The following is a 22,399-nucleotide window of genomic DNA, read 5'->3' as shown; positions in this document are numbered from 1 at the left end:
AGATGGCGCGCATCCGCTAATCTGGAGCGGTGACCCTGCGCTTTTACGACACTGCATCCGCCGAAGTCCGCGACTTCGTCCCCCTTGAAGCCGGCAAGGCCAGCGTCTACTACTGCGGTGCCACGGTGCAGGGGATGCCACACGTGGGACATGTCCGTTCCGCCATCGCGTTCGACCAGCTGACCCGCTGGCTCGAATACCGCGGGCTGCGCGTCACGGTGATCCGCAACGTCACCGACATCGACGACAAGATCCTCGCCAAGTCCTCGCAGTCGTTCGGGCCGGATTGGGCTGAGGAACCCACAGCCAAGCCCGAGGAAGAATGGTGGGCCTTGGCCTACCGTTACGAGCAGGAATTCGAGCAGGCCTACGACGTCCTCGGCGTTTCCCGCCCAACATACGAGCCGCGCGCCACCGGCCACATCCCGGAGATGCACGCCCTCATCCAAAGGCTCATCGACCGCGGCCACGCTTACCCTGCCCTGGACGATTCCGGGGATGTCTACTTCGATGTCCGATCCTGGAGCAAGTACGGCTCCCTGACGCGCCAGAACATTGACGACATGCAGGGCGCCGCGGACGTCGAGCCTCAATTCAGCAACAGGAAGCGCGACCCGCGCGACTTTGCGCTGTGGAAGGGCTTCAAGGACGGGGAGCCGACGACGGCGGGCTGGGTTTCGCCGTGGGGAACCGGCCGGCCGGGTTGGCATCTTGAATGCTCTGCCATGGCCACGAAATACCTGGGCCAGCAGTTCGACATCCACGGCGGCGGCTTGGACCTCCGCTTCCCGCACCATGAGAACGAAATGGCACAGTCGCAGGCCGCCGGTGACGACTTCGCCAATTTCTGGCTGCACAACGGCATGGTCACCTATGAGGGCGAAAAGATGTCCAAGTCCGTAGGCAACACGGTGAGTCCTGCGGAAATGTTGGAGCTCGCAAGTCCGCGCGTGGTCCGTTACTACCTCGGCCAGGCCCAGTACCGCTCCATCCTGGACTATCGGCCCACCTCCCTCCAGGAAGCTGCGGCTGCTGTGGAGCGCATCTACGGTTTCGTCGCTAAGGCGTCCAAGAAGTTCGGTGGCGGCTTCGCCGCCCACCCTGAGTCGAGCCCCGTGCCGGACGCTTTTGCTGCCGCCATGGACGATGATCTCAACGTGCCGCAGGCTCTTGGCGCTCTGCATGAGACCGTCCGTGCTGGCAACACGGCACTGGCGTCAGGGGACGATGCCGGAGCCCAGCAGGCGCTCCAGGCCGTGCTGGCCATGACCACAGTTCTTGGTCTCAACGATGTCCGCGGCGAAGTCCAGGAAAACTCCGGGACAGCCCAAGCCCTTGAAGTCCTTGTGGAAGCCCAGCTGCAGGCCCGCGCCGAGGCGCGCGCCAACAAGGACTGGGCCGCTTCCGACGCGATCCGCGACACTCTCGCGGCCGCCGGAATCGCCGTCGAGGATGGCGCCGATGGCGCCAGCTGGAGCCTCAAAAAGGACTGAAGAGGGGCCGTCGTCCCGATTTAAGTTGATTCAGTAGACTTGATTGCAGACGTACTCAACACAATCAAGGGTGGATTTCATGGCCAACAACGGTCGCCGGGCTGTCAAAAAGAAGAAGGGCCCCACCACTGGAACCGGTGGCCACGGTCGAAAGGCCTTGGAAGGCAGGGGTCCAACCCCTAAAGCCGAGGACCGCGAATATCACAAGGCTTACAAGAGCAGGCAGCTCGCTGAGCGCTCGGCAGCCAAGCGTGCAGCCGGGGGCACCAGCCGCTCCAACCCGGGCGCCCGCTCGGGCCCGAAGGGTCGCGCTACCGAGGAAGTAGTCACCGGACGCAACTCCGTGGTGGAGGCGCTGCGCGCCGGAATCCCCGCGAAGGCGCTGCACGTGGCTATCCGGATCGAGATGGACGATCGCGTCAAAGAGTCCCTCAAGCTCGCTGCCGAACGTGGCATCCCGCTGCTGGAAACCGGTAAGCCCGAGCTGGACCGTATGACGGAAGACGCCGTCCACCAGGGCCTCGTACTGCAGATCCCGCCGTACGAATACCAGGACGCCTACGACCTCGCCGAGCAGACGGTCGCCAAGTGGAAGAAGGGCTACATCCCCAACGCACCCCTCTTCGTTGCACTCGACGGCATTACTGATCCCCGCAACCTGGGCGCCATCATCCGCTCCGTTTCCGCCTTCAGCGGCCACGGCGTCATTGTCCCGGAGCGCCGTTCCGTCGGCGTCACCGCTTCGGCATGGAAGACCAGCGCAGGTGCGGCAGTCCGCGTCCCCGTGGCCCGGGCTGCCAACCTGAACAACGCCCTCAAGCAGTTCAAGCAGATGGGCATCTTCGTGCTGGGCCTTGATGGCGACGGCGACGTCTCGCTGCCGGATCTTTCCTTGGCCACCGATCCCGTCTGTATCGTGGTGGGTTCCGAGGGCAAGGGCCTCAGCCGCCTCGTCCGCGAAAACTGCGACCAGATCATCTCCATCCCGATCGACTCGGCCATGGAATCGCTCAACGCCTCCATGGCAGTGGGCATCTCGTTGTACGAAGTCTCAAGGCAGCGCGCCACCAAGTAGCCGACGCTCGTTCACTTTTGACCGCTTACACAGCAACGCTCGCTCACTTCATCCCGGTGGGCGAGCGTCGCTGTTTGCCCTAAAAGTTGCGGCGGTTCGCCAGGACCGGGAGCTTGACCCGCGCGTCCTCGACGACGGCGGCATCCAGCTCCGCGAACAAGAGGCCAGGTTCGGCGTCGAGCTCTTCCAGCACGGCCCCCAAAGGGGACACGACGACGGAGTGCCCCACTCCGGTCGGTGCGGCACCTTTGGGCTCGATGCCTTGGCTCGCGGGGTCGCCCTGGCCGCATGCGAGCACGAAGGTTGTGGTGTCGATCGCCCGGGCCCGCGCAAGCAACTTCCACTGTTCGGCTTTGCCTGGGCCTGCGCCCCAGGACGCGGACACAATATTCACGTCGGCGCCGCGCTCGGCATTGGCGGTAAAGAGGGCTGGGAAACGGACGTCGTAGCAGGTGGCCAGACCGAAGGTGAGGCCTCCGGCGTCGAACGTCACCGGATCGGTTCCTGCATCGACGGTGTCCGATTCCGCGAAACCGAAGGCATCGAAGAGGTGGATCTTATCGTAGCTGGTGTCCACTCCGGGGCCGGTGGCAAGCAGGGTGTTCCGGACTTTGCCGTTGCCACTGCCGTCGGAGGACACTCCCGGGGTGAACATTCCGGCCACGATCACGATCCCAAGTTCCCGGGCAATCTGCCGCACCCGATTGGCCCATGGCCCATCCAAGGGCTCGGCGATGTCGAGTAGGGAATTCCCGAACGCCCGCATGGTCGCTTCCGGGAATACCACCAGTTCAGCGCCGCCTTCCTTGGCTCGGCGGGCATAGTCTTCCAACAGGACCAGGTTGTCCGCCAGCTCGCGGCCGCTGATGATTTGAGCAAGGGCGATTCGCACAATTACCTCCACATTGGTGTATAGGCAAAGTATGCAACGACCGTGGGGAGGATAGGAACTCATCCACCTTTGGACGGGCGCATTCGGCCCATTCGACACAATCAGGGGTGGGCGCCCGGTTCGCGAAATGACCAGAAAGCCGGAAGATACGACGTTTCAGCAGGTGAGCGGCATGTTTGCCTTCGCACAGGCTGCCAGTGGCGCTACGACTAATGGGCACGCGCACTGTCATATGAAGCGCGGGCAGGGGAGAATTGGCGTCGGAGACTAAACTCTCAACTAATGGTAATGCCGATTTTTGACACAGCATCTACAGTGGACGCCTCGCGGCCGTCGCCGCTCGGGTTAAGTATTCCGCGGTCTGGGAGCCTCGACGGACACACCCCCGCAGACAGGGTCAATGTCGCCGTCTGGGCCCCCGGTCTCGCTCGAGTCGAAATCGCCTACAAGGCCCCCGGCGATTCCTGGAAAGTCCACACGTTGCCCAGGTTCGCCGATGGCGTGCACTACGGCATCCTGGATGGGCTGCCGCCTGGCACCCGGTACGGCTTCCGCGCCGCGCCGGTTGGGGACGCGCTGCCACTCTCCGTTCCCGCTCTGGACTTTGACGCCGACGACGCCGAGCAGCTGCTGCTCGATCCCTACGGCCGGGCGGTGCACCAGCGCGGAGAGCTGCTGAGCTCAGTCCGCATGGACTCCGCTTTTGATTGGGGTGACGACCGACCGCTTCGCACCCCGTGGCGGGACACCATCGTCTACGAGGCACATGTCCGCGGCCAAAGCATCCTGCACCCGGATATCCCCGCGAACCTCCGCGGAACGTATGCCGGCATGGCACACCCGGCCATGATCGAGCATTTCCAATCGTTGGGGGTGACGTCCGTCCAATTGCTGCCCATTCATTTCCACGTAGACGAACAGCACCTGCAGAACCTCGGCCTGACCAACTACTGGGGCTACAACACTGCCGCGTTCTTTGCCCCCCACGCGGACTATGCCACGCAAGCCGCCCAGCAGGCCGGGCCCCATGCCGTCCAGGACGAATTCAAAGGCATGGTGAAAATCCTGCATGCGGCCGGGATCGAAGTGATCCTCGACGTCGTCTACAACCACACGGCGGAAGGCGGACCCGACGGCGACACCATCAGTTTCAGGGGCCTGGGGGAGCGGCAGTACTATCGCCACGATGCCCACGGCCGATACCTTGACACGACCGGCTGCGGCAACACCCTCAACTTCGCCGAGCCCAGGGTAGTGGACCTGGCTATTGATTCGTTGCGCTATTGGGTGGACGAATTCCACATCGACGGCTTTCGCTTCGACCTTGCCGTGACCCTGTGCCGCAACGCGGGCAATGAGTTCGATCCCCAGCACCCTTTCCTCACACGGATCGCCGAGGATCCGGTGCTTTCCAGATCGAAGCTCATTTCCGAACCATGGGATGTTGGCTACGGCGGCTGGCAGACCGGGCGGTTCCCCAAAGGGTGGGTGGACTGGAACGATCACTTCCGCGACGGCGTACGCCGCTTCTGGCTTTCGGACCGGGGCGCTGCCGAAGCCGGGATGTCGGGGGGCAGCGTGGGAGTCCTTGCCGACGCCTTGACGGGTTCCACCCGGGTCTTTGAACCCTCGGGACGCTCCAGGCTCGCCTCGCTGAACTTCATCACGGCCCATGATGGCTTCACCCTCGCCGACCTGGTGTCCTACGACCGCAAACACAACGAGGCCAACGGCGAACAGAACCGTGACGGCCACAGCGATAACCGCAGCTACAACCACGGATTCGAAGGCCGCACGGAAAACGAGACGATTCTCGCCGCGCGTGCCCTTTCCAAGCGGAACCTCATGACCACGTTGATGCTCTCCATCGGCGTACCCATGATCACTGCCGGCGATGAACTCGGACGCACACAGCAGGGCAACAACAACGCCTACTGCCAGGACAACCAGCTCACGTGGATCGACTGGACCCAGACACCCGAATCCCATGAGATGCTCCGGAGCACCAAACGGGTGGTCCGGCTCCGCAAGGAGTTCATGCAGGCCCAGGATCCAGGCTTCCCGGACAGCCGGACGGGCCTGGAATGGTTTGACGAGAAGGGCCAGCCCATGACGGCGGCCCGTTGGCACGACCCCTCCCTTCGGATTGTGCAGCTCCTGATGAGCTCGGAGGGCGGCTCCTACCGCGGATTGATCGTGATCAATGGGAACAAGGATGACAAGAAGGTCGTCCTGCCTAAACTGATCGCCGAATCCGGCGGGGAAGCCGTATGTTCGAACTGCGCCTGACTACTTCCGAGCTCAACGACCGCAGGCAGGGAGCGCTGGTCGCCGCGGGCGAGCGGGAAGTCGTACAAGGCAACACCATCAACGTCTACCGCACGTAGGGACACCATGAAGATCTATTCCGCCGACACGTGGACGCTGGAAGAACTGCAGGAACAAGTGTCCGACGCCGGCCGCCGCACCGTGATGGTGCCCTCAGCAGCAAGCAAACACGCCGTCTTGGAAGTCTTCGGCCAGGTGCTCGATTTCCCGGAGTACTACGGCGTGGACCTTGACGCCCTCAACGATTCACTCCACGATTTCGCAGACAGCGTCTCTGAGGATGACCAGCCACCCGTCACGTTGATTTGGCAGGTTCCCGCCGCCTACCGGACGGACCGGTCCTTCGGGGTGGTTTGCGAAATCCTCCAGGACGCCGAAACCTACGCCGGGCGGGACCTGGCCGTCATCGCGGTCTTCCAGCAGTAGCGAACCAAGCCGAGCCAGCTGGGCCCGGTAAGCCGCTACGCGTTGACGATCAGCCCCAGTTCGGCCTTCGAGGCCAGGGAGGGGTGCTTCGGGAACACGCGGACGGTGTAGCCGAAGGATCCGGAGCGGTTGATCAGGATGGAGCCGGTGAACAGGTGGCGCCCGTTGCCAAGGTCCTCAAACGAGCTCAGTTCGGCCACGGCGATGTCCTCCAGCTCATCGCTTTCTTCGGCCCGGCCGTAGGCCACCTCCACGCTGACGTCGTCCGGTGTCAGGTTGTGCAGGGCGATGTAGGCGTTGACCTGGAGGGTGTCGCCGATCTGTGGCTCTTCGGTGACGCCGACGGAGTCGACGTGTTCCACGATCAGCTGCGGCCAGGCGTTGCGGATCTTCGTGATCCAGGCTGCCAGTTCCTTCGCCTCCTTGAATGAACCGGCTACGGCACGCCGTCCTGACTCCGCTGCCGGGCGGTAGAGGGTGTTGACGTAGTCCTGGAGCATGCGGTCGGCCGAGACCGCGGGGCCAAGATGGGCCAGGGTGTGCTTGATCATGGAGACCCAGTGCGTCGGGATGGTTTCCGGGCCGGACTGGGAGGGACCCGCCGCGCCGGCATCTGCGGAGACCGTGGAACCGTAGAAACGCGGGGCCACCTGGGTCTCCAGGAGCTCGTAGAGGGCCGCGGCCTCGATGTCGTCGCGTTCGGAGGGGGATGCGTCGTTGTTGGCGGTGGGGATCGCCCAGCCGTTCTCGCCGTCGTACATCTCATCCCACCAGCCGTCCAGCACGGACAGGTTCAGGGAACCGTTGATGGCCGCCTTCATGCCGGAGGTCCCGCAGGCCTCCAGGGGCCGGAGCGGGTTGTTCAGCCACACGTCGCAGCCCGGGAACAGGGTGCGGGCCATGGCGATGTCGTAGTTGGGCAGGAACACGATCCGGTGCCGGACGGCGGGGTCGTCGGTGAACTTCACCAGGTCCTGGATCATCTTCTTGCCCGCGTCATCCGCCGGGTGGGACTTGCCGGCGATGACCAGCTGGATGGGGTGCTTGGGGTGCAGCAGCAGCGCCTTGAGGCGGGCCGGGTCCCGGAGCATGAGGGTGAGCCGCTTGTACGTCGGCACGCGCCGGGCGAAGCCGATCGTCAACACGTCCGGGTCCAGCACGGTGTCCGTCCAGCCCAGTTCCGCATCCGCGGCGCCGCGCTTCTTCCACGCTGCCCGGAGCCGGCGTCGGACGTCTTCCACGAGCGACACGCGAAGCTCCCGGCGAAGTCGCCACACGTCCTCGTCGCTGACGTTGTAGGCAAGGTCCCAACGGCCCAAGGCCTCGGCCTCGGTTCCGAACTGCTTGCGGGCCAACGCGGAGATGCGCGGATCCACCCAGGAGGGCACGTGCACGCCGTTGGTGACCGAGGTGATGGGGATTTCGGAGTGGTCAAAGCCCGGCCAGAGCCCGGAGAACATCTCGCGGGACACCACGCCGTGCAGCTTGGCCACGCCGTTGGCCCGCTGCGCCAGGCGCAGGCCCATGACGGCCATGTTGAACACCGCGGGGTTGCCGCCGTCGTAGTTCTCCCGGCCCAGTTCCAGGACCTTGTCCACCGGAACATCCGGTGCCAGGCCTGCTTCGAAGAAGTGCCTGATCTGCACGGCCTCGAAGCGGTCGATCCCGGCAGGTACCGGGGTGTGCGTGGTGAACACCGTGGACGCACGCCCCGCGGCCAGGGCCTCGGACCACGTCAGCGGGGCCTCGGAGGACATGAGCTCCTGGATCCGTTCGACGCCCAGGAAACCGGCATGGCCCTCGTTGGTGTGGAACACCTCCGGAGCCGGGGTGCCCGTGAGGCGCTGGTGGACGCGCAGCGCCTTCACCCCGCCCATGCCCAGCAGGAGTTCCTGCTGCAGCCGGTGGTCACCGCCCCCGCCGTAGAGGCGGTCCGTGATCCCGCGCGCCGCGTCATCGTTGGCGGGCACGTTCGAATCGAGCAGCAGGAGCGGAACGCGTCCAACGTCGGCACGCCAGATGTGCGCGTTAAGCTTGCGTCCGTTGGGCAGCGGCAGCGAGATCAACACTGGCTTGCCGGTGCCGTCCTCGGAGGGTTCGCGCAGCAACGTCAGCGGCAGTCCGTCAGGGTCCAGCACCGGATACGTTTCCTGCTGCCAGGCGTCCCGCGAAAGGGACTGCTTGAAATAGCCCGCCTGGTAGAGCAGCCCGACGCCGATCAGCGGCACGCCCAGGTCCGACGCGGCCTTCAAGTGGTCTCCGGCCAGGATCCCCAGGCCCCCGGAATACTGCGGAAGCACCTCGGTGATGCCGAACTCGGGGGAGAAATAGGCGATGCACGCCGGAGCATCCGGACCGAGGCCCTGGTACCAGCGCGGCTCGCTCAGGTACCGGTCAAGATCCGCAGCCGCGTGCTGCACACGCTCAACAAGATCGTTGTTGGAGGCAAGTTGGTACAGCTGCTCACGGCCTATTGACCCGAGCAGACTAATGGGATCGTGGCGACTCTCCTCCCACAATTCGTGGTCGAGGCTCGCAAAGAGTTCGCGGGTAGGCCGGTGCCAAGACCAACGTAGGTTCGTCGCGAGACGCGCCAGTGGCCGGATCGGCTCGGGGAGCAAGGTACGGACTGTAAACCTTCGAATTGCCTTCACGAGCGCCACACTAATCCACTCGGTGGACAGCAGGAACAGCTTTCGGTTTCTTTTAGGTAAATGACACATTGCGCCGAAGAGTCCGGAGCACCTCTTCGCAAAATGTGATTTTTCTCGCTAACGTCGAGGTTGTGACCACTACTGCAACACCGCGATCCAGCTCAGCATCCAAGTCCAAGCAGAAGACCGGTATCACCGAAGGTCTCAGATTCGGCAGGTTCCCCATCACGGCTGTCCAGCCAGTGATCGAGGAAGGCCGGTTTCCGGCCAAGGCCTTGCCGGGTGAAGACCTTGTGGTAGGCGCTACGGTTTTCCGTGAGGGCCACGACCAGCTTGGGGTGAGCGCTATTTTGCTGGACCCCAAAGGCAAGGAGCGCCAGCGTGTCCGGCTCGCGCCGGCCCCGGGCGAGCGTGGTAAAGGAACCGATCGTTGGGAGGGGCTGCTGACTCCGACGTCGCCCGGAGCCTGGACTTTCGCGATCGAGGCCTGGCACGACCGCTACGGCACGTGGCATCACAACGCCGAAGTGAAGGTTGAGGCCGGCATCGACGTGGAGCTGATGCTCGCTGAAGGTGTCGCGCTGCTGGCGGAAGCGGCTAAGGAGAGCACTCGAGGCGCGGCGGACAAGCGCACCCTCCGTGCCGCCTCTGAGGGCCTCGCCGATACTTCGAAGACTGCCGAGGAGCGCCTGGCCGCGGGTTTCAGCGCAGAAGTCGCCGCCGTCGTCGAGCGCCAGCCGATCCGAGAAATGGTGACCGTCTCGGAACAGTACCCGCTCCTGGTGGAGCGTGACCTTGCTGGCCGTGGAGCCTGGTACGAATTCTTCCCACGTTCCGAGGGCGCCGTTTTCGACCCCGCCACGGGAACGTGGACCTCAGGCAACTTCACGTCGGCGGCCAAGCGGCTCGACGCCGTTGCGGACATGGGCTTCGACGTCATCTACCTGCCGCCCGTCCACCCGATTGGCTTTCAGCACCGTAAGGGCCGCAACAACACCCTGACTCCCGGCCCGCAGGATCCGGGCTCGCCGTGGGCCATCGGCTCCGAGGCCGGCGGCCACGACGCCATCCACCCGGAACTGGGATCGTTCGAGGATTTCGACGCTTTTGTGGTCCGCGCCAACGAGCTGGGACTCGAGGTGGCGCTGGACCTGGCGCTGCAGGCCGCCCCGGACCATCCCTGGGTGAAGACCAACCCGGAATGGTTCACAACCCGCGTGGACGGCAGCATCGCCTATGCCGAAAACCCGCCCAAGAAATACCAGGACATCTACCCGCTGAATTTCGACAACGATCCCGCCGGGCTGTCCAAGGAAATCCTGCGGATTGTCCTCCTGTGGGTGCGCCACGGCGTGAAGATTTTCCGTGTGGACAACCCCCACACCAAACCGGTGTGGTTCTGGGAATGGCTGATCGGCAAGGTCAACAAGAAGCACCCCGACGTCGTTTTCCTAGCCGAGGCGTTCACCCGCCCGGCGATGATGCACGCCCTCGGCCGGGCAGGCTTCCAGCAGTCGTACACCTACTTCACGTGGCGGAACACCAAGACCGAGCTGGAATCGTATTTCCAAGAGGTCAGCCACGTTTCCCCGGCATACTTCAGGCCTAATTTCTTCGTCAACACCCCTGACATCCTCACCGAATACCTGCAATACGGGGGTCCGGCTGCGTTCCGCATCCGCGCAGCATTGGCTGCCACGGCGAGCCCGCTCTGGGGCGTCTACGCCGGATTCGAGCTGTACGAGCACGTGGCGCGTCCGGGGGCCGAGGAGTACATCGACAACGAGAAATACGAGTTCAAGGACCGGGACTGGGATGCCGCTGCAGCGTCGGGGCACAGTCTCGCCCCCTACATCACACGGCTTAACGCCATCCGGAAGGCCCACCCCGCCTTGGGTGATCTGCAGAACCTGACCTTGCACCACAGCACGGATGACGCCACCATCGTGTTCTCCAAGCACAAGACCTTGCCTGACGGCAGCAAAGACACCTTGATCATTGTTGTAAACGTCGATCCCCACGGCACCAGGGAAAGCACCGTGACCCTGGATCTGTCCGCGCTTTCGCTGGATCCAGCCGACTTCACCGCCAACGGAAGATTCTGGGTGGATGATTTGGTCAGCGGCGAAAGCTGGGAGTGGGGCGAGTACAACTACGTTCGGCTGGACGCCCATAAAGAACCGGCACACATTCTCAATATCCGGAGGTAGCCTTAGTGAGCTTTAATCCGCAGGGTCAGAGTCAGTACTTCACGCCGAAGAACACTTTCGAGCTGAACGCCCCGGGTCTTCAACATGACCCTCATTGGTATCGAAAGGCTGTTTTCTACGAAGTGCTGGTGAGGGCTTTCGCGGACGCCAACGGCGACGGTTCGGGCGACTTCCATGGTCTGATCGAAAAGCTGGACTATCTTCAGTGGCTGGGGGTGGACTGCTTGTGGCTGCCCCCGTTTTTCGATTCGCCCCTGCGGGACGGCGGCTACGACATTTCCGACTACACCTCCGTGCTGGACGAGTTCGGCACCATCAGCGACTTCAAACGGCTCGTAGCCGAAGCGCACGCGAGGGGTGTCAGGGTCATTATCGACCTCCCGCTGAACCACACCTCGGACCAGCACCCATGGTTCCAGGAATCGCGCAAGAACCCGGATGGTCCGTACGGCGATTTCTATGTGTGGAGTGACACCGACGAGAAGTACCAGGACGCCCGCATCATCTTCGTGGACACAGAAGAGTCGAACTGGACCTTCGATCCCATACGCCGGCAGTTCTTTTGGCACCGCTTCTTCAGCCACCAGCCTGACCTGAACTTCGAGAACCCCAAGGTCATCGAAGCGCTCCACGATGTTGTCCGGTTTTGGCTGGACCAAGGCATTGATGGATTCAGGGCGGACGCCATTCCATACCTCTTCGAAGAAGAGGGCACCAATTGCGAAAACCTGCCAGCCACTCATGGTTTCCTGCGGGACCTTCGCAAAATGGTGGATGAGAACTACCCGGGCCGCGTGATCATCGCCGAGGCCAACCAGCCGCCCCACGACGTCGTGGAGTACTTCGGCACAGAGGAAGAACCGGAATGCCACATGGCCTTCCACTTTCCCATCATGCCGCGCCTGTACTACGCACTGCGCGACCAGAAAGCATCCCACATCATCGAAACTTTGCGCGACACTCCGGAAATCCCGGCAGGTGCGCAATGGGGAACCTTCCTGCGCAACCATGATGAGCTGACTTTGGAAATGGTCACTGCCGACGAACGTGCCGCCATGCTGGGTTGGTACGCTCCAGACCCCCGGATGCGCGCCAACATCGGCATCAGGCGCAGGCTCGCCTCGCTGCTGGACAACTCCCGTTCCGAGATCGAGCTGATCAACGCCTTGCTCCTTTCCCTGCCGGGCAGCCCCTTCTTGTACTACGGGGACGAAATCGGGATGGGGGACAACATCTGGCTTGACGATCGCGACGCCGTTCGCACGCCGATGCAGTGGAACCCGGACCGCAACGCAGGCTTCTCCAACGCCGATCCCGGAAAGCTCTACCTACCTGTCATCCAGTCGCTGGTCTACAACTACAGCATGGCCAACGTCGAGGCCGAAGCTGCCCATTCGGGCTCGCTCTTGCGCTGGACCCGCCAGATCCTGAGTGTCCGGAAGAACCATGCGGCCTTCGGGCTGGGCGGCTTCAGACACGTTCCGGCAGACCATGAAGTTGTCCTTGCCTATCTGCGCGAGCTTCCGGAGAACAACCTGGAAGGCGAGGAAGCCGAATCCATCCTGTGTGTTTTCAACCTGTCCCAGCATCCAGTGGCTACCACCTTGGATATCCCCGAATACGCCGGACGAGGCCTCAGGGACGTCTTCGGGGGCCAGCCATTCCCAAGCATTGGCAACGACGGTTCGCTGACCCTCACGCTCGGCAGCCATGACTTCTTCTGGCTCCGCGTACGCTCGGCGGGTTCCACCGGGTCCACGCCTTACACCCAGGCCATCCCAGTGCTCTCCATTGAAGGCTGATATGGGTCTCTCGGCGCCCACCACGGTTCTGGCACCCCTACTCAAGGAATGGCTGCCCCGGCAGCGCTGGTTTCCGGTCAAGGCAGGGGCGTTCGATTTGGACTTCGTCGGCTCCTTCCAACTCCAGCAACCCGACGCAGGGATCGGCTTGGAAATCCGGCTGCTGTCCATCCGTTACGCCACGGCCGACGGCGGGATGCAGACTGACATCATCCAGGTACCTCTCAGCTTCCGCTCTAATCCTGCAGCCGCTTTGGCGGCTGCTTTGGTGGGCCAGCTCGACGACGATACGCCGGTCTGGGTATATGACGCACCCCACGATCCGGTCTTCGCGACCGCGTGGCTCGAACTCATCCAAGGTCTGGCCATGGCCGAACCCGGAGAAGGGGAAGGCACCGCGAGCGGGCATTCGGTGCCTGGCGGCCTGCGCCTGCCTAGCGCTTCAGGATCCGTGCGGGTCTCATCCGGTGAGCAGTCCAACACTTCGGTGATCGTCGACGACGGCGTGTCCGCGGCGATCGTGAAGATCTTCCGAGTGTTGTCCATCGGTAAGAACCCTGAGGTGGAGGTCGGCGCGGCCTTGACCTCGGGAGGAACCAAGGAGGTGCCCTCCACGCTCGGCTGGATAACGGGAACATGGGAGGTAAGGACACCTCTGGGCCGGCATGGCACAGCCTCAGCAGACCTCGCCGTGGCCCACGAGTTCCTTGCGGGCGGGCAAGACGCTTGGCGCCTAGCCGTCAACGCCGCCGCATCCGGCACGGACTTCACCGCCGAGGCCCGGCAGATGGGCCAGGCAACGGCCACCGTGCATCTGAGGCTCGCGGAAACCCTTGGAACGGCCCGGGAACGGGTTCCGGGCCAGGACATCGCCGCCGAAGTAGCCCGGCGCGTCCGCCAGTCGTGGGCTGAAGCGGGTACCGCCGTCGGGCCCTATGAGCAGCAGCTCGAGGCACTCCTGACGCAATTGTCCGGCAAGGAAGCCGGGACGCTGCAGCGGATCCATGGCGACCTTCATCTGGGCCAGATCCTTTTGGTGCCGGGCGCCGGGGGAGAACCGGGCCGGTGGGTGATCCTCGACTTTGAAGGGGAGCCCCTTCGGCCGATCGAACTCCGTAACATTCCCGACGTTCCCCTGCGCGATGTCGTTGGAATGTTGCGGTCCTTTGACTATGCGGCCGGTGCAGCCATCCGCGAGAATCCAGCGGCCACTGTCCCGGTGACATGGGTTGACGACTGCGCTGAAGCATTCCTGGCTGGCTACAGCGACATCACCCGCGGAACTATTGACCGCCGCTCGCCGCTCTTTGTGGCATTGTGGCTGGACAAGGCCTTGTACGAGGTGATCTATGAGTTGCGGAACAGGCCGGATTGGTTACCCATTCCGGTCAACGCTTCACGGCAGCTCCTCGGAAATACGAGCCCCGGCAGGGATGCCGCGGCGACATCGGAAGGTAAGGAAATGACAGGCTCAGCACGTACCGAACGGCCCCGAGTCCCGCTGTATGTGGACGCCGCTACCCTGGGCCGGGTGGGCGCCGGTGCGCACCACGCCCCGCACTCTGTACTGGGCGCACACCTTGACGATCACGGTCACGTCACCATCCGCACCGTCAAGCACCTGGCGGGGTCCGTAACGGTAGTCACCGAAGCCGGTTCCACGCCGATGACCCACGAGACCGACGGTGTCTGGGTAGCGGTTCTCGAGCCGCTGCAGCACGGCCATGTGCCGGACTACCGCTTGGAAGTCGTGTATGGCGACTCCGCCCCGGTGACACTCGATGATCCCTACCATTACCTTCCAACAGTCGGCGAGGTGGACCTGCACCTCATCGGAGAAGGCCGGCATGAACGGCTCTGGGACACACTGGGTTCCCACGTGCAGCACTATCGCTCCGCACTGGGCGATGTAGACGGCGTCTCCTTCGCCGTCTGGGCTCCTAACGCGCAGGCAGTCCGCGTCAAGGGCGACTTCAACTCGTGGGATGGGCGTGAGCATGCCTTGCGTTCGCTCGGCTCTTCCGGTGTCTGGGAAGTCTTTATCCCAGGTGTTGTAGCAGGGGCGCGCTACAAATTCGAGCTGCTCACGAAGGCTGGCCATTGGGTGGAGAAAGCCGACCCTCTCGCCTTCGGTACGGAAGTTCCCCCTTTGACGGCATCACGCGTGGTGGAGTCCAGTTACCGGTTCAAGGACGACGCCTGGATGACGGCGCGCGCCAACAAAGATCCGCATAATTCGCCCATGAGCGTCTACGAAGTCCACCTCGGTTCCTGGCGCCTTGGCCTCGGATACAAGGAGCTGGCCAAGGACCTTGTGGAATATGTGAAGTGGCTTGGCTTCACGCACGTCGAGTTAATGCCGGTGGCCGAGCACCCCTTTGGTGGTTCATGGGGCTACCAAGTCACATCCTATTTTGCTCCGACCTCCCGCTTCGGGCATCCGGATGAGTTCCGTTTCCTGGTTGATTCCCTGCACCAAGCAGGCATCGGCGTCATTCTGGACTGGGTCCCGGCGCATTTCCCGAAGGACGCATGGGCCCTTGCGCGTTTCGACGGCGAGCCACTGTACGAGCACTCGGACCCCCGGCTTGGCGAACACCCGGACTGGGGCACGCTCATCTTCGACTTCGGGCGCACCGAGGTTCGCAACTTCCTGGTGGCGAACGCCTTGTACTGGCTTGAGGAATTCCACATAGATGGCCTTCGCGTGGACGCCGTCGCCTCCATGCTCTACAGGGACTACTCCCGCGAGGAAGGGGAGTGGTTCCCCAACGTTCACGGAGGGCGCGAGAACCTGGAAGCCATCTCCTTCCTCCAGGAAGTCAACGCCACCATTTACAAGACCCACCCGGGGGCCGTAACCCTCGCCGAGGAATCCACGGCTTTTCCAGGCGTCACCGCCCCGACTAACCACGGCGGCCTGGGATTCGGCCTCAAGTGGAACATGGGCTGGATGCACGACTCCCTCAAGTACATCTCCGAAAACCCGGTAAACCGCCGCTGGCACCACGGCACGCTGACGTTTTCCATGGTCTACGCCTTCACGGAAAATTTCCTGCTGCCCATCAGCCACGACGAGGTAGTGCATGGCAAGGGATCCATGCTGCGCAAGATGCCCGGGGACCGTTGGCAGCAGCTTGCCAACGTGCGGGCGTTCATGGCCTACCAATGGGCGCACCCGGGCAAGCAGCTCATCTTCATGGGCACCGAATTCGGCCAGGAGGCCGAATGGTCCGAACAGCACGGCCTTGACTGGTTCCTCGCCGACATCCCGTCGCACCGCGGCCTGCAGTTGCTCACCCGCGAGTTGAATACGCTATACAGCTCGACGGCGGCCCTGCATGAGAGGGACAACGAGCCCGGCGGCTTCCAGTGGATCAACGGTGCGGACGCGGATCGCAACGTGCTCACGTTCATACGTTGGGACCACGACGGCAACCCGTTGGTATGTGCCGTGAACTTCTCCGGCGGCCCGCACCAGGACTATGTCCTTGGCGTTCCGTCTGCCGGCGCTTGGCAGGAAGTTCTCAACACCGACGCAGAGGTGTACGGCGGATCGGGCGTCGTCAACGCTGGTGAACTTGTTGCCACGGCACCCGGGGCGGAAGGATTGCCTGCGGCACTGACCGTCACCTTGCCGCCGCTCGGAGCTTCCTGGTTCACGCCTGTGGTGTAGTTGTTTTGCTTGGTTGAGTGTGAAGGGTCCGGAAGCCTTGAGTTTCCGGGCCCTTTGCGTCGAGCTTGAGGGCAACCGCTGAAGTGCAGGAACCCACCTGGCGGGGGTTTTGCCTCCCCGGTGAAGTGGTGGTATAGTTAGTACCCGCGCTGCTCCCCAGTGGAGATCGGTGAAGTTGACTGAGTTCCTCGTGAAAATCAAGTCAAGAACGCCGATTTGACCAGGAGGTAAGCAGCCGGTAAGTTAGAAAAGTTGCTCCGGAGCGATCCTGGACCCTGTTTGTGGGTGTGGGTGGTGTCGGGTGTGTCTGTTGTTTGAGAACTCAATAGTGTGCCAAGTTTGTTGATACCGATTTGTTTTTATGAATTGGTTGTTTTGGCTGGTCCTGTGTCACCTCCGTGGTGCGGGGCTGGTTTTTTACAGCTGGTTTCAAATTTTGTGCAGCTCTTCCGCCGTTATTTCCGGTGGTTGTGGTTGTGTCTGTTTTTGTTTTACTTCAACGGAGAGTTTGATCCTGGCTCAGGATGAACGCTGGCGGCGTGCTTAACACATGCAAGTCGAACGATGATCCCTGGCTTGCCGGGGGGATTAGTGGCGAACGGGTGAGTAACACGTGAGTAACCTGCCCTTGACTCTGGGATAAGCCTGGGAAACTGGGTCTAATACCGGATATGACCGGCCACCGCATGGTGTGTTGGTGGAAAGCTTTTGCGGTTTTGGATGGACTCGCGGCCTATCAGCTTGTTGGTGGGGTAATGGCCTACCAAGGCGACGACGGGTAGCCGGCCTGAGAGGGTGACCGGCCACACTGGGACTGAGACACGGCCCAGACTCCTACGGGAGGCAGCAGTGGGGAATATTGCACAATGGGCGGAAGCCTGATGCAGCGACGCCGCGTGAGGGATGACGGCCTTCGGGTTGTAAACCTCTTTCAGTAGGGAAGAAGCTTTCGGGTGACGGTACCTGCAGAAGAAGCGCCGGCTAACTACGTGCCAGCAGCCGCGGTAATACGTAGGGCGCAAGCGTTATCCGGAATTATTGGGCGTAAAGAGCTCGTAGGCGGTTTGTCGCGTCTGCTGTGAAAGACCGGGGCTCAACTCCGGTTCTGCAGTGGGTACGGGCAGACTAGAGTGATGTAGGGGAGACTGGAATTCCTGGTGTAGCGGTGAAATGCGCAGATATCAGGAGGAACACCGATGGCGAAGGCAGGTCTCTGGGCATTAACTGACGCTGAGGAGCGAAAGCATGGGGAGCGAACAGGATTAGATACCCTGGTAGTCCATGCCGTAAACGTTGGGCACTAGGTGTGGGGGACATTCCACGTTTTCCGCGCCGTAGCTAACGCATTAAGTGCCCCGCCTGGGGAGTACGGCCGCAAGGCTAAAACTCAAAGGAATTGACGGGGGCCCGCACAAGCGGCGGAGCATGCGGATTAATTCGATGCAACGCGAAGAACCTTACCAAGGCTTGACATGAACCGGTAACGCCTGGAAACAGGTGCCCCGCTTGCGGTCGGTTTACAGGTGGTGCATGGTTGTCGTCAGCTCGTGTCGTGAGATGTTGGGTTAAGTCCCGCAACGAGCGCAACCCTCGTTCCATGTTGCCAGCACGTAGTGGTGGGGACTCATGGGAGACTGCCGGGGTCAACTCGGAGGAAGGTGGGGACGACGTCAAATCATCATGCCCCTTATGTCTTGGGCTTCACGCATGCTACAATGGCCGGTACAAAGGGTTGCGATACTGTGAGGTGGAGCTAATCCCAAAAAGCCGGTCTCAGTTCGGATTGGGGTCTGCAACTCGACCCCATGAAGTCGGAGTCGCTAGTAATCGCAGATCAGCAACGCTGCGGTGAATACGTTCCCGGGCCTTGTACACACCGCCCGTCAAGTCACGAAAGTTGGTAACACCCGAAGCCGGTGGCCTAACCCTTGTGGGGGGAGCCGTCGAAGGTGGGACCGGCGATTGGGACTAAGTCGTAACAAGGTAGCCGTACCGGAAGGTGCGGCTGGATCACCTCCTTTCTAAGGAGCACCATCTCCGCCTCTTGTCGCTGTCCGCATGGATGGTGCGGGGGTGGGTGGAAGCAAAGCCCATTGCGCAGGCGTCTGTTCTGCGGTGGGTGCTCATGGGTGGAATATCAGCAGATAGCGGCCGGTGGTTTCCTTTTCCGCCCCTAGTACGGTTGTCTTGTCCTTTTGCGGGGCGGGGTGTCCTGGAACGGTGCGGGTGGGGGAGGGCCGGTTTTCGTGTTTGGCACACTGTTGGGTCCTGAGGCAACAGGGCCGCGGCCCGCGGGCCCCCTTGCGGGGGGTGCGGGGGTGCGGGTTTGGTGTTTCTGGTTTCCTGGCTGCATTTGCCGTGCGTGGCGGCTGTCCTCTTTTGTGGGGGTGGTTGGTGCGGGGGGTGTGGTACGGGGTTGTTGTTTGAGAACTACATAGTGGACGCGAGCATCTGACACGGGCAGGCTTTCGGGCTTGTTTGTGTCTACAGCAATTTCTTTTTGATGAACCTGGATCCGGCCGTGTTGTGCATCCTTCGGGGGTGTGCGGGGTGGTTGGTTTCCGTGGTTCTCTCGAAATGTTTTTGATCTTTGTGTGGTCAAGTTTTAAGGGCACACGGTGGATGCCTTGGCATTAGGAGCCGAAGAAGGACGTAGGAATCTGCGATAAGCCTGGGGGAGTTGATAACCGAACGTTGATCCCAGGATGTCCGAATGGGGAAACCCCGCCAGGCGCGCTTGCGTGATCTGGTGACCCGCATCTGAACACATAGGGTGCGTGGGGGGAACGCGGGGAAGTGAAACATCTCAGTACCCGCAGGAAGAGAAAACAAGAGTGATTCCGTTAGTAGTGGCGAGCGAACGCGGATGAGGCTAAACCGTTCCATGTGTGATAGCCGGCGGGCGTTGCATGGGCGGGGTTGTGGGACTTTCCGTGCTGGTTCTGCCGGACCGGTGGGGTGAGAGCATGGACATAGGTGAACGGTCTTGAAAGGCCGGCCGTAGAGGGTGGGAGCCCCGTAACCGTAATGTTGTGTGCCGCCTGGAGAGGATCCCAAGTAGCACGGGGCCCGAGAAATCCCGTGCGAATCTGTCAGGACCACCTGATAAGCCTAAATACTTCCTAATGACCGATAGCGGACCAGTACCGTGAGGGAAAGGTGAAAAGTACCCCGGGAGGGGAGTGAAACAGTACCTGAAACCGTGTGCTTACAATCCGTCGGAGCAGTCGTGAGTAATCACAAGTAACTGTGACGGCGTGCCTTTTGAAGAATGAGCCTGCGAGTTAGTGTTACGTCGCGAGGTTAACCCGTGTGGGGTAGCCGTAGCGAAAGCGAGTCTGAACAGGGCGATCGTAGTGGCGTGATCTAGACCCGAAGCGGAGTGATCTACCCATGGCCAGGTTGAAGCGACGGTAAGACGTCGTGGAGGACCGAACCCACTTCAGTTGAAAATGGAGGGGATGAGCTGTGGGTAGGGGTGAAAGGCCAATCAAACTCCGTGATAGCTGGTTCTCCCCGAAATGCATTTAGGTGCAGCGTTGCGTGTTTCTTGCCGGAGGTAGAGCTACTGGATGGCCGATGGGCCCTACAAGGTTACTGACGTCAGCCAAACTCCGAATGCCGGTAAGTGAGAGCGCAGCAGTGAGACTGTGGGGGATAAGCTTCATAGTCGAGAGGGAAACAGCCCAGACCACCAACTAAGGCCCCTAAGCGTGTGCTAAGTGGGAAAGGATGTGGAGTTGCGAAGACAACCAGGAGGTTGGCTTAGAAGCAGCCATCCTTGAAAGAGTGCGTAATAGCTCACTGGTCAAGTGATTCCGCGCCGACAATGTAGCGGGGCTCAAGTACACCGCCGAAGTTGTGGATTTCAGATAGTAGACAAGCCTTCGTGGTTCAGTCGTCTGGAGTGGTAGGGGAGCGTCGTGTGGGCGGTGAAGTCGCGGTGTAAACCAGCGGTGGAGCCTACACGAGTGAGAATGCAGGCATGAGTAGCGAAAGACGGGTGAGAAACCCGTCCGCCGAATGATCAAGGGTTCCAGGGTCAAGCTAATCTGCCCTGGGTAAGTCGGGACCTAAGGCGAGGCCGACAGGCGTAGTCGATGGACAACGGGTTGATATTCCCGTACCGGCGAAGGACCGCCCATGCCAAGCGGGGGATACTAACCGCCCGGAGCCTGCCCAAGCACCCTTGTGGTGTGCGGGTTTTGGCCGAGCGCGGGACCTGATCCCGGGAGGTAAGCGTATTAACAGGTGTGACGCAGGAAGGTAGCCGGGCCGGGCGATGGTTGCCCCGGTCTAAGGATGTAGGGTCAGCGATAGGCAAATCCGTCGCTGTGTCTTTGATGACGATCCTGAGATCTGACGGGACCCCCGCGAGGGGGGATCCGGTGATCCTATGCTGCCTAGAAAAGCATCGACGCGAGGTCCCAGCCGCCCGTACCCCAAACCGACACAGGTGATCAGGTAGAGAATACCAAGGCGATCGAGAGAATTATGGTTAAGGAACTCGGCAAAATGCCCCCGTAACTTCGGGAGAAGGGGGGCCCCAACCTTGAACACCACTTGCTGGTGGGAGGGGATCGGGGCCGCAGAGACCAGGGGGAAGCGACTGTTTACTAAAAACACAGGTCCGTGCGAAGTCGCAAGACGATGTATACGGACTGACTCCTGCCCGGTGCTGGAAGGTTAAGAGGACCGGTTAGCCGCAAGGCGAAGCTGAGAATTCAAGCCCCAGTAAACGGCGGTGGTAACTATAACCATCCTAAGGTAGCGAAATTCCTTGTCGGGTAAGTTCCGACCTGCACGAATGGAGTAACGACTTCCCCGCTGTCTCAACCATAAACTCGGCGAAATTGCAGTACGAGTAAAGATGCTCGTTACGCGCAGCAGGACGGAAAGACCCCGAGACCTTTACTATAGTTTGGTATTGGTGTTCGGAGTGGCTTGTGTAGGATAGGTGGGAGACGTTGAAGCCCGGACGCCAGTTCGGGTGGAGTCATCGTTGAAATACCACTCTGGTCACTTTGGACATCTAACTTCGGCCCGTGATCCGGGTCAGGGACAGTGCCTGATGGGTAGTTTAACTGGGGCGGTTGCCTCCTAAAAAGTAACGGAGGCGCCCAAAGGTTCCCTCAGCCTGGTTGGCAATCAGGTGTCGAGTGTAAGTGCACAAGGGAGCTTGACTGTGAGAGAGACATCTCAAGCAGGGACGAAAGTCGGGACTAGTGATCCGGCGGTACATTGTGGAATGGCCGTCGCTCAACGGATAAAAGGTACCTCGGGGATAACAGGCTGATCTTGCCCAAGAGTCCATATCGACGGCATGGTTTGGCACCTCGATGTCGGCTCGTCGCATCCTGGGGCTGGAGTAGGTCCCAAGGGTTGGGCTGTTCGCCCATTAAAGCGGTACGCGAGCTGGGTTTAGAACGTCGTGAGACAGTTCGGTCCCTATCCGCTGCGCGCGCAGGAAATTTGAGAAGGGCTGTCCTTAGTACGAGAGGACCGGGACGGACGAACCTCTGGTGTGTCAGTTGTACTGCCAAGTGCACCGCTGATTAGCTACGTTCGGATGGGATAACCGCTGAAAGCATCTAAGCGGGAAGCTCGCTTCAAGATGAGATTTCCATGCACCTTGTGTGTGAGAGGCCCCCAGCCAGACCACTGGGTTGATAGGCCGGATGTGGAAGACAGGACCAAAGACTGTTGAAGCTGACCGGTACTAATAGGCCGACAACTTACACCACACAAACAAACACTGCTTGCGTCCACTATGTGGTTCCCGAACAACAAACCGTTCCGGAACAAAACACAACTGAATAACAACACCACAATGTTGTAACCAG

The 22,399-nt window shown here is 61.5% G+C and carries 8 protein-coding genes, 2 rRNA genes and 1 pseudogene; 9 read left to right on the top strand and 2 right to left on the bottom strand.

Features of this window, described 5'->3' with window-relative positions; genetic code table 11:
• The first annotated feature begins 29 nt into the window (after positions 1-29).
• Positions 30-1,493 (top strand): cysteine--tRNA ligase, encoded by a 1,464-nt coding sequence (cysS, locus tag OW521_RS10470; RefSeq protein WP_268025183.1) that lies wholly within the window; start codon positions 30-32, stop codon positions 1,491-1,493.
• A gap of 79 nt (positions 1,494-1,572) precedes the next feature.
• Complete coding sequence (gene rlmB, locus OW521_RS10465) at positions 1,573-2,568, top strand: 23S rRNA (guanosine(2251)-2'-O)-methyltransferase RlmB (RefSeq protein WP_268025181.1); 996 nt, start codon at positions 1,573-1,575, stop codon at positions 2,566-2,568.
• 79 nt (positions 2,569-2,647) lie between these two features.
• Here rlmB and OW521_RS10460 read toward each other — a convergent pair whose 3' ends face one another.
• Positions 2,648-3,460: a carbon-nitrogen hydrolase family protein gene (locus OW521_RS10460; RefSeq protein ID WP_268025179.1), complete on the bottom strand. Its 813-nt coding sequence runs from the start codon at positions 3,458-3,460 to the stop codon at positions 2,648-2,650.
• A gap of 282 nt (positions 3,461-3,742) precedes the next feature.
• Here OW521_RS10460 and glgX point away from each other — a divergent pair.
• Together glgX and OW521_RS10450 are read left to right on the top strand one after the other, a co-directional pair.
• Positions 3,743-5,847 (top strand): annotated as a pseudogene (glgX, locus tag OW521_RS10455) (glycogen debranching protein GlgX).
• 7 nt (positions 5,848-5,854) lie between these two features.
• On the top strand, positions 5,855-6,214 hold the full coding sequence (locus OW521_RS10450) for a barstar family protein (protein WP_268025177.1): 360 nt from the start codon (positions 5,855-5,857) through the stop codon (positions 6,212-6,214).
• A 35-nt stretch (positions 6,215-6,249) separates the two neighbouring features.
• Here OW521_RS10450 and glgP read toward each other — a convergent pair whose 3' ends face one another.
• Positions 6,250-8,868: an alpha-glucan family phosphorylase gene (gene glgP / locus OW521_RS10445; RefSeq protein ID WP_268025818.1), complete on the bottom strand. Its 2,619-nt coding sequence runs from the start codon at positions 8,866-8,868 to the stop codon at positions 6,250-6,252.
• A 131-nt stretch (positions 8,869-8,999) separates the two neighbouring features.
• Here glgP and OW521_RS10440 point away from each other — a divergent pair, with 131 nt between their 5' ends.
• From OW521_RS10440 to OW521_RS10420, 5 genes are all read left to right on the top strand, one after another.
• Complete coding sequence (locus OW521_RS10440; protein ID WP_326494030.1) at positions 9,000-11,078, top strand: alpha-1,4-glucan--maltose-1-phosphate maltosyltransferase; 2,079 nt, start codon at positions 9,000-9,002, stop codon at positions 11,076-11,078.
• A gap of 5 nt (positions 11,079-11,083) precedes the next feature.
• Complete coding sequence (treS, locus tag OW521_RS10435; RefSeq protein WP_268025175.1) at positions 11,084-12,880, top strand: maltose alpha-D-glucosyltransferase; 1,797 nt, start codon at positions 11,084-11,086, stop codon at positions 12,878-12,880.
• 1 nt (position 12,881) lies between these two features.
• Positions 12,882-16,556: a 1,4-alpha-glucan branching enzyme gene (locus OW521_RS10430; RefSeq protein WP_268025173.1), complete on the top strand. Its 3,675-nt coding sequence runs from the start codon at positions 12,882-12,884 to the stop codon at positions 16,554-16,556.
• Positions 16,557-17,052: 496 nt separating this feature from the next.
• Positions 17,053-18,577, top strand: a 16S ribosomal RNA gene (locus OW521_RS10425).
• Positions 18,578-19,151: 574 nt separating this feature from the next.
• Positions 19,152-22,301, top strand: a 23S ribosomal RNA gene (locus OW521_RS10420).
• Together the 16S and 23S rRNA genes form the textbook arrangement of a ribosomal RNA operon.
• Positions 22,302-22,399: the final 98 nt, after the last annotated feature.

It is taken from the genome of Arthrobacter sp. MMS18-M83, assembly GCF_026683955.1.
In the GTDB taxonomy this organism is placed as follows: domain Bacteria; phylum Actinomycetota; class Actinomycetes; order Actinomycetales; family Micrococcaceae; genus Arthrobacter.
This window is presented reverse-complemented; position numbering and strand designations above follow the sequence as displayed.

Excerpts from the sequence above, each read along its gene's own strand:
- rlmB (WP_268025181.1), top strand. The coding sequence starts at position 1,573 with ATGGCCAACAACGGTCGCCGGGCTGTCAAAAAGAAGAAGGGCCCCACC.
- OW521_RS10450 (WP_268025177.1), top strand. The coding sequence starts at position 5,855 with ATGAAGATCTATTCCGCCGACACGTGGACGCTGGAAGAACTGCAGGAA.
- OW521_RS10430 (WP_268025173.1), top strand. The coding sequence starts at position 12,882 with ATGGGTCTCTCGGCGCCCACCACGGTTCTGGCACCCCTACTCAAGGAA.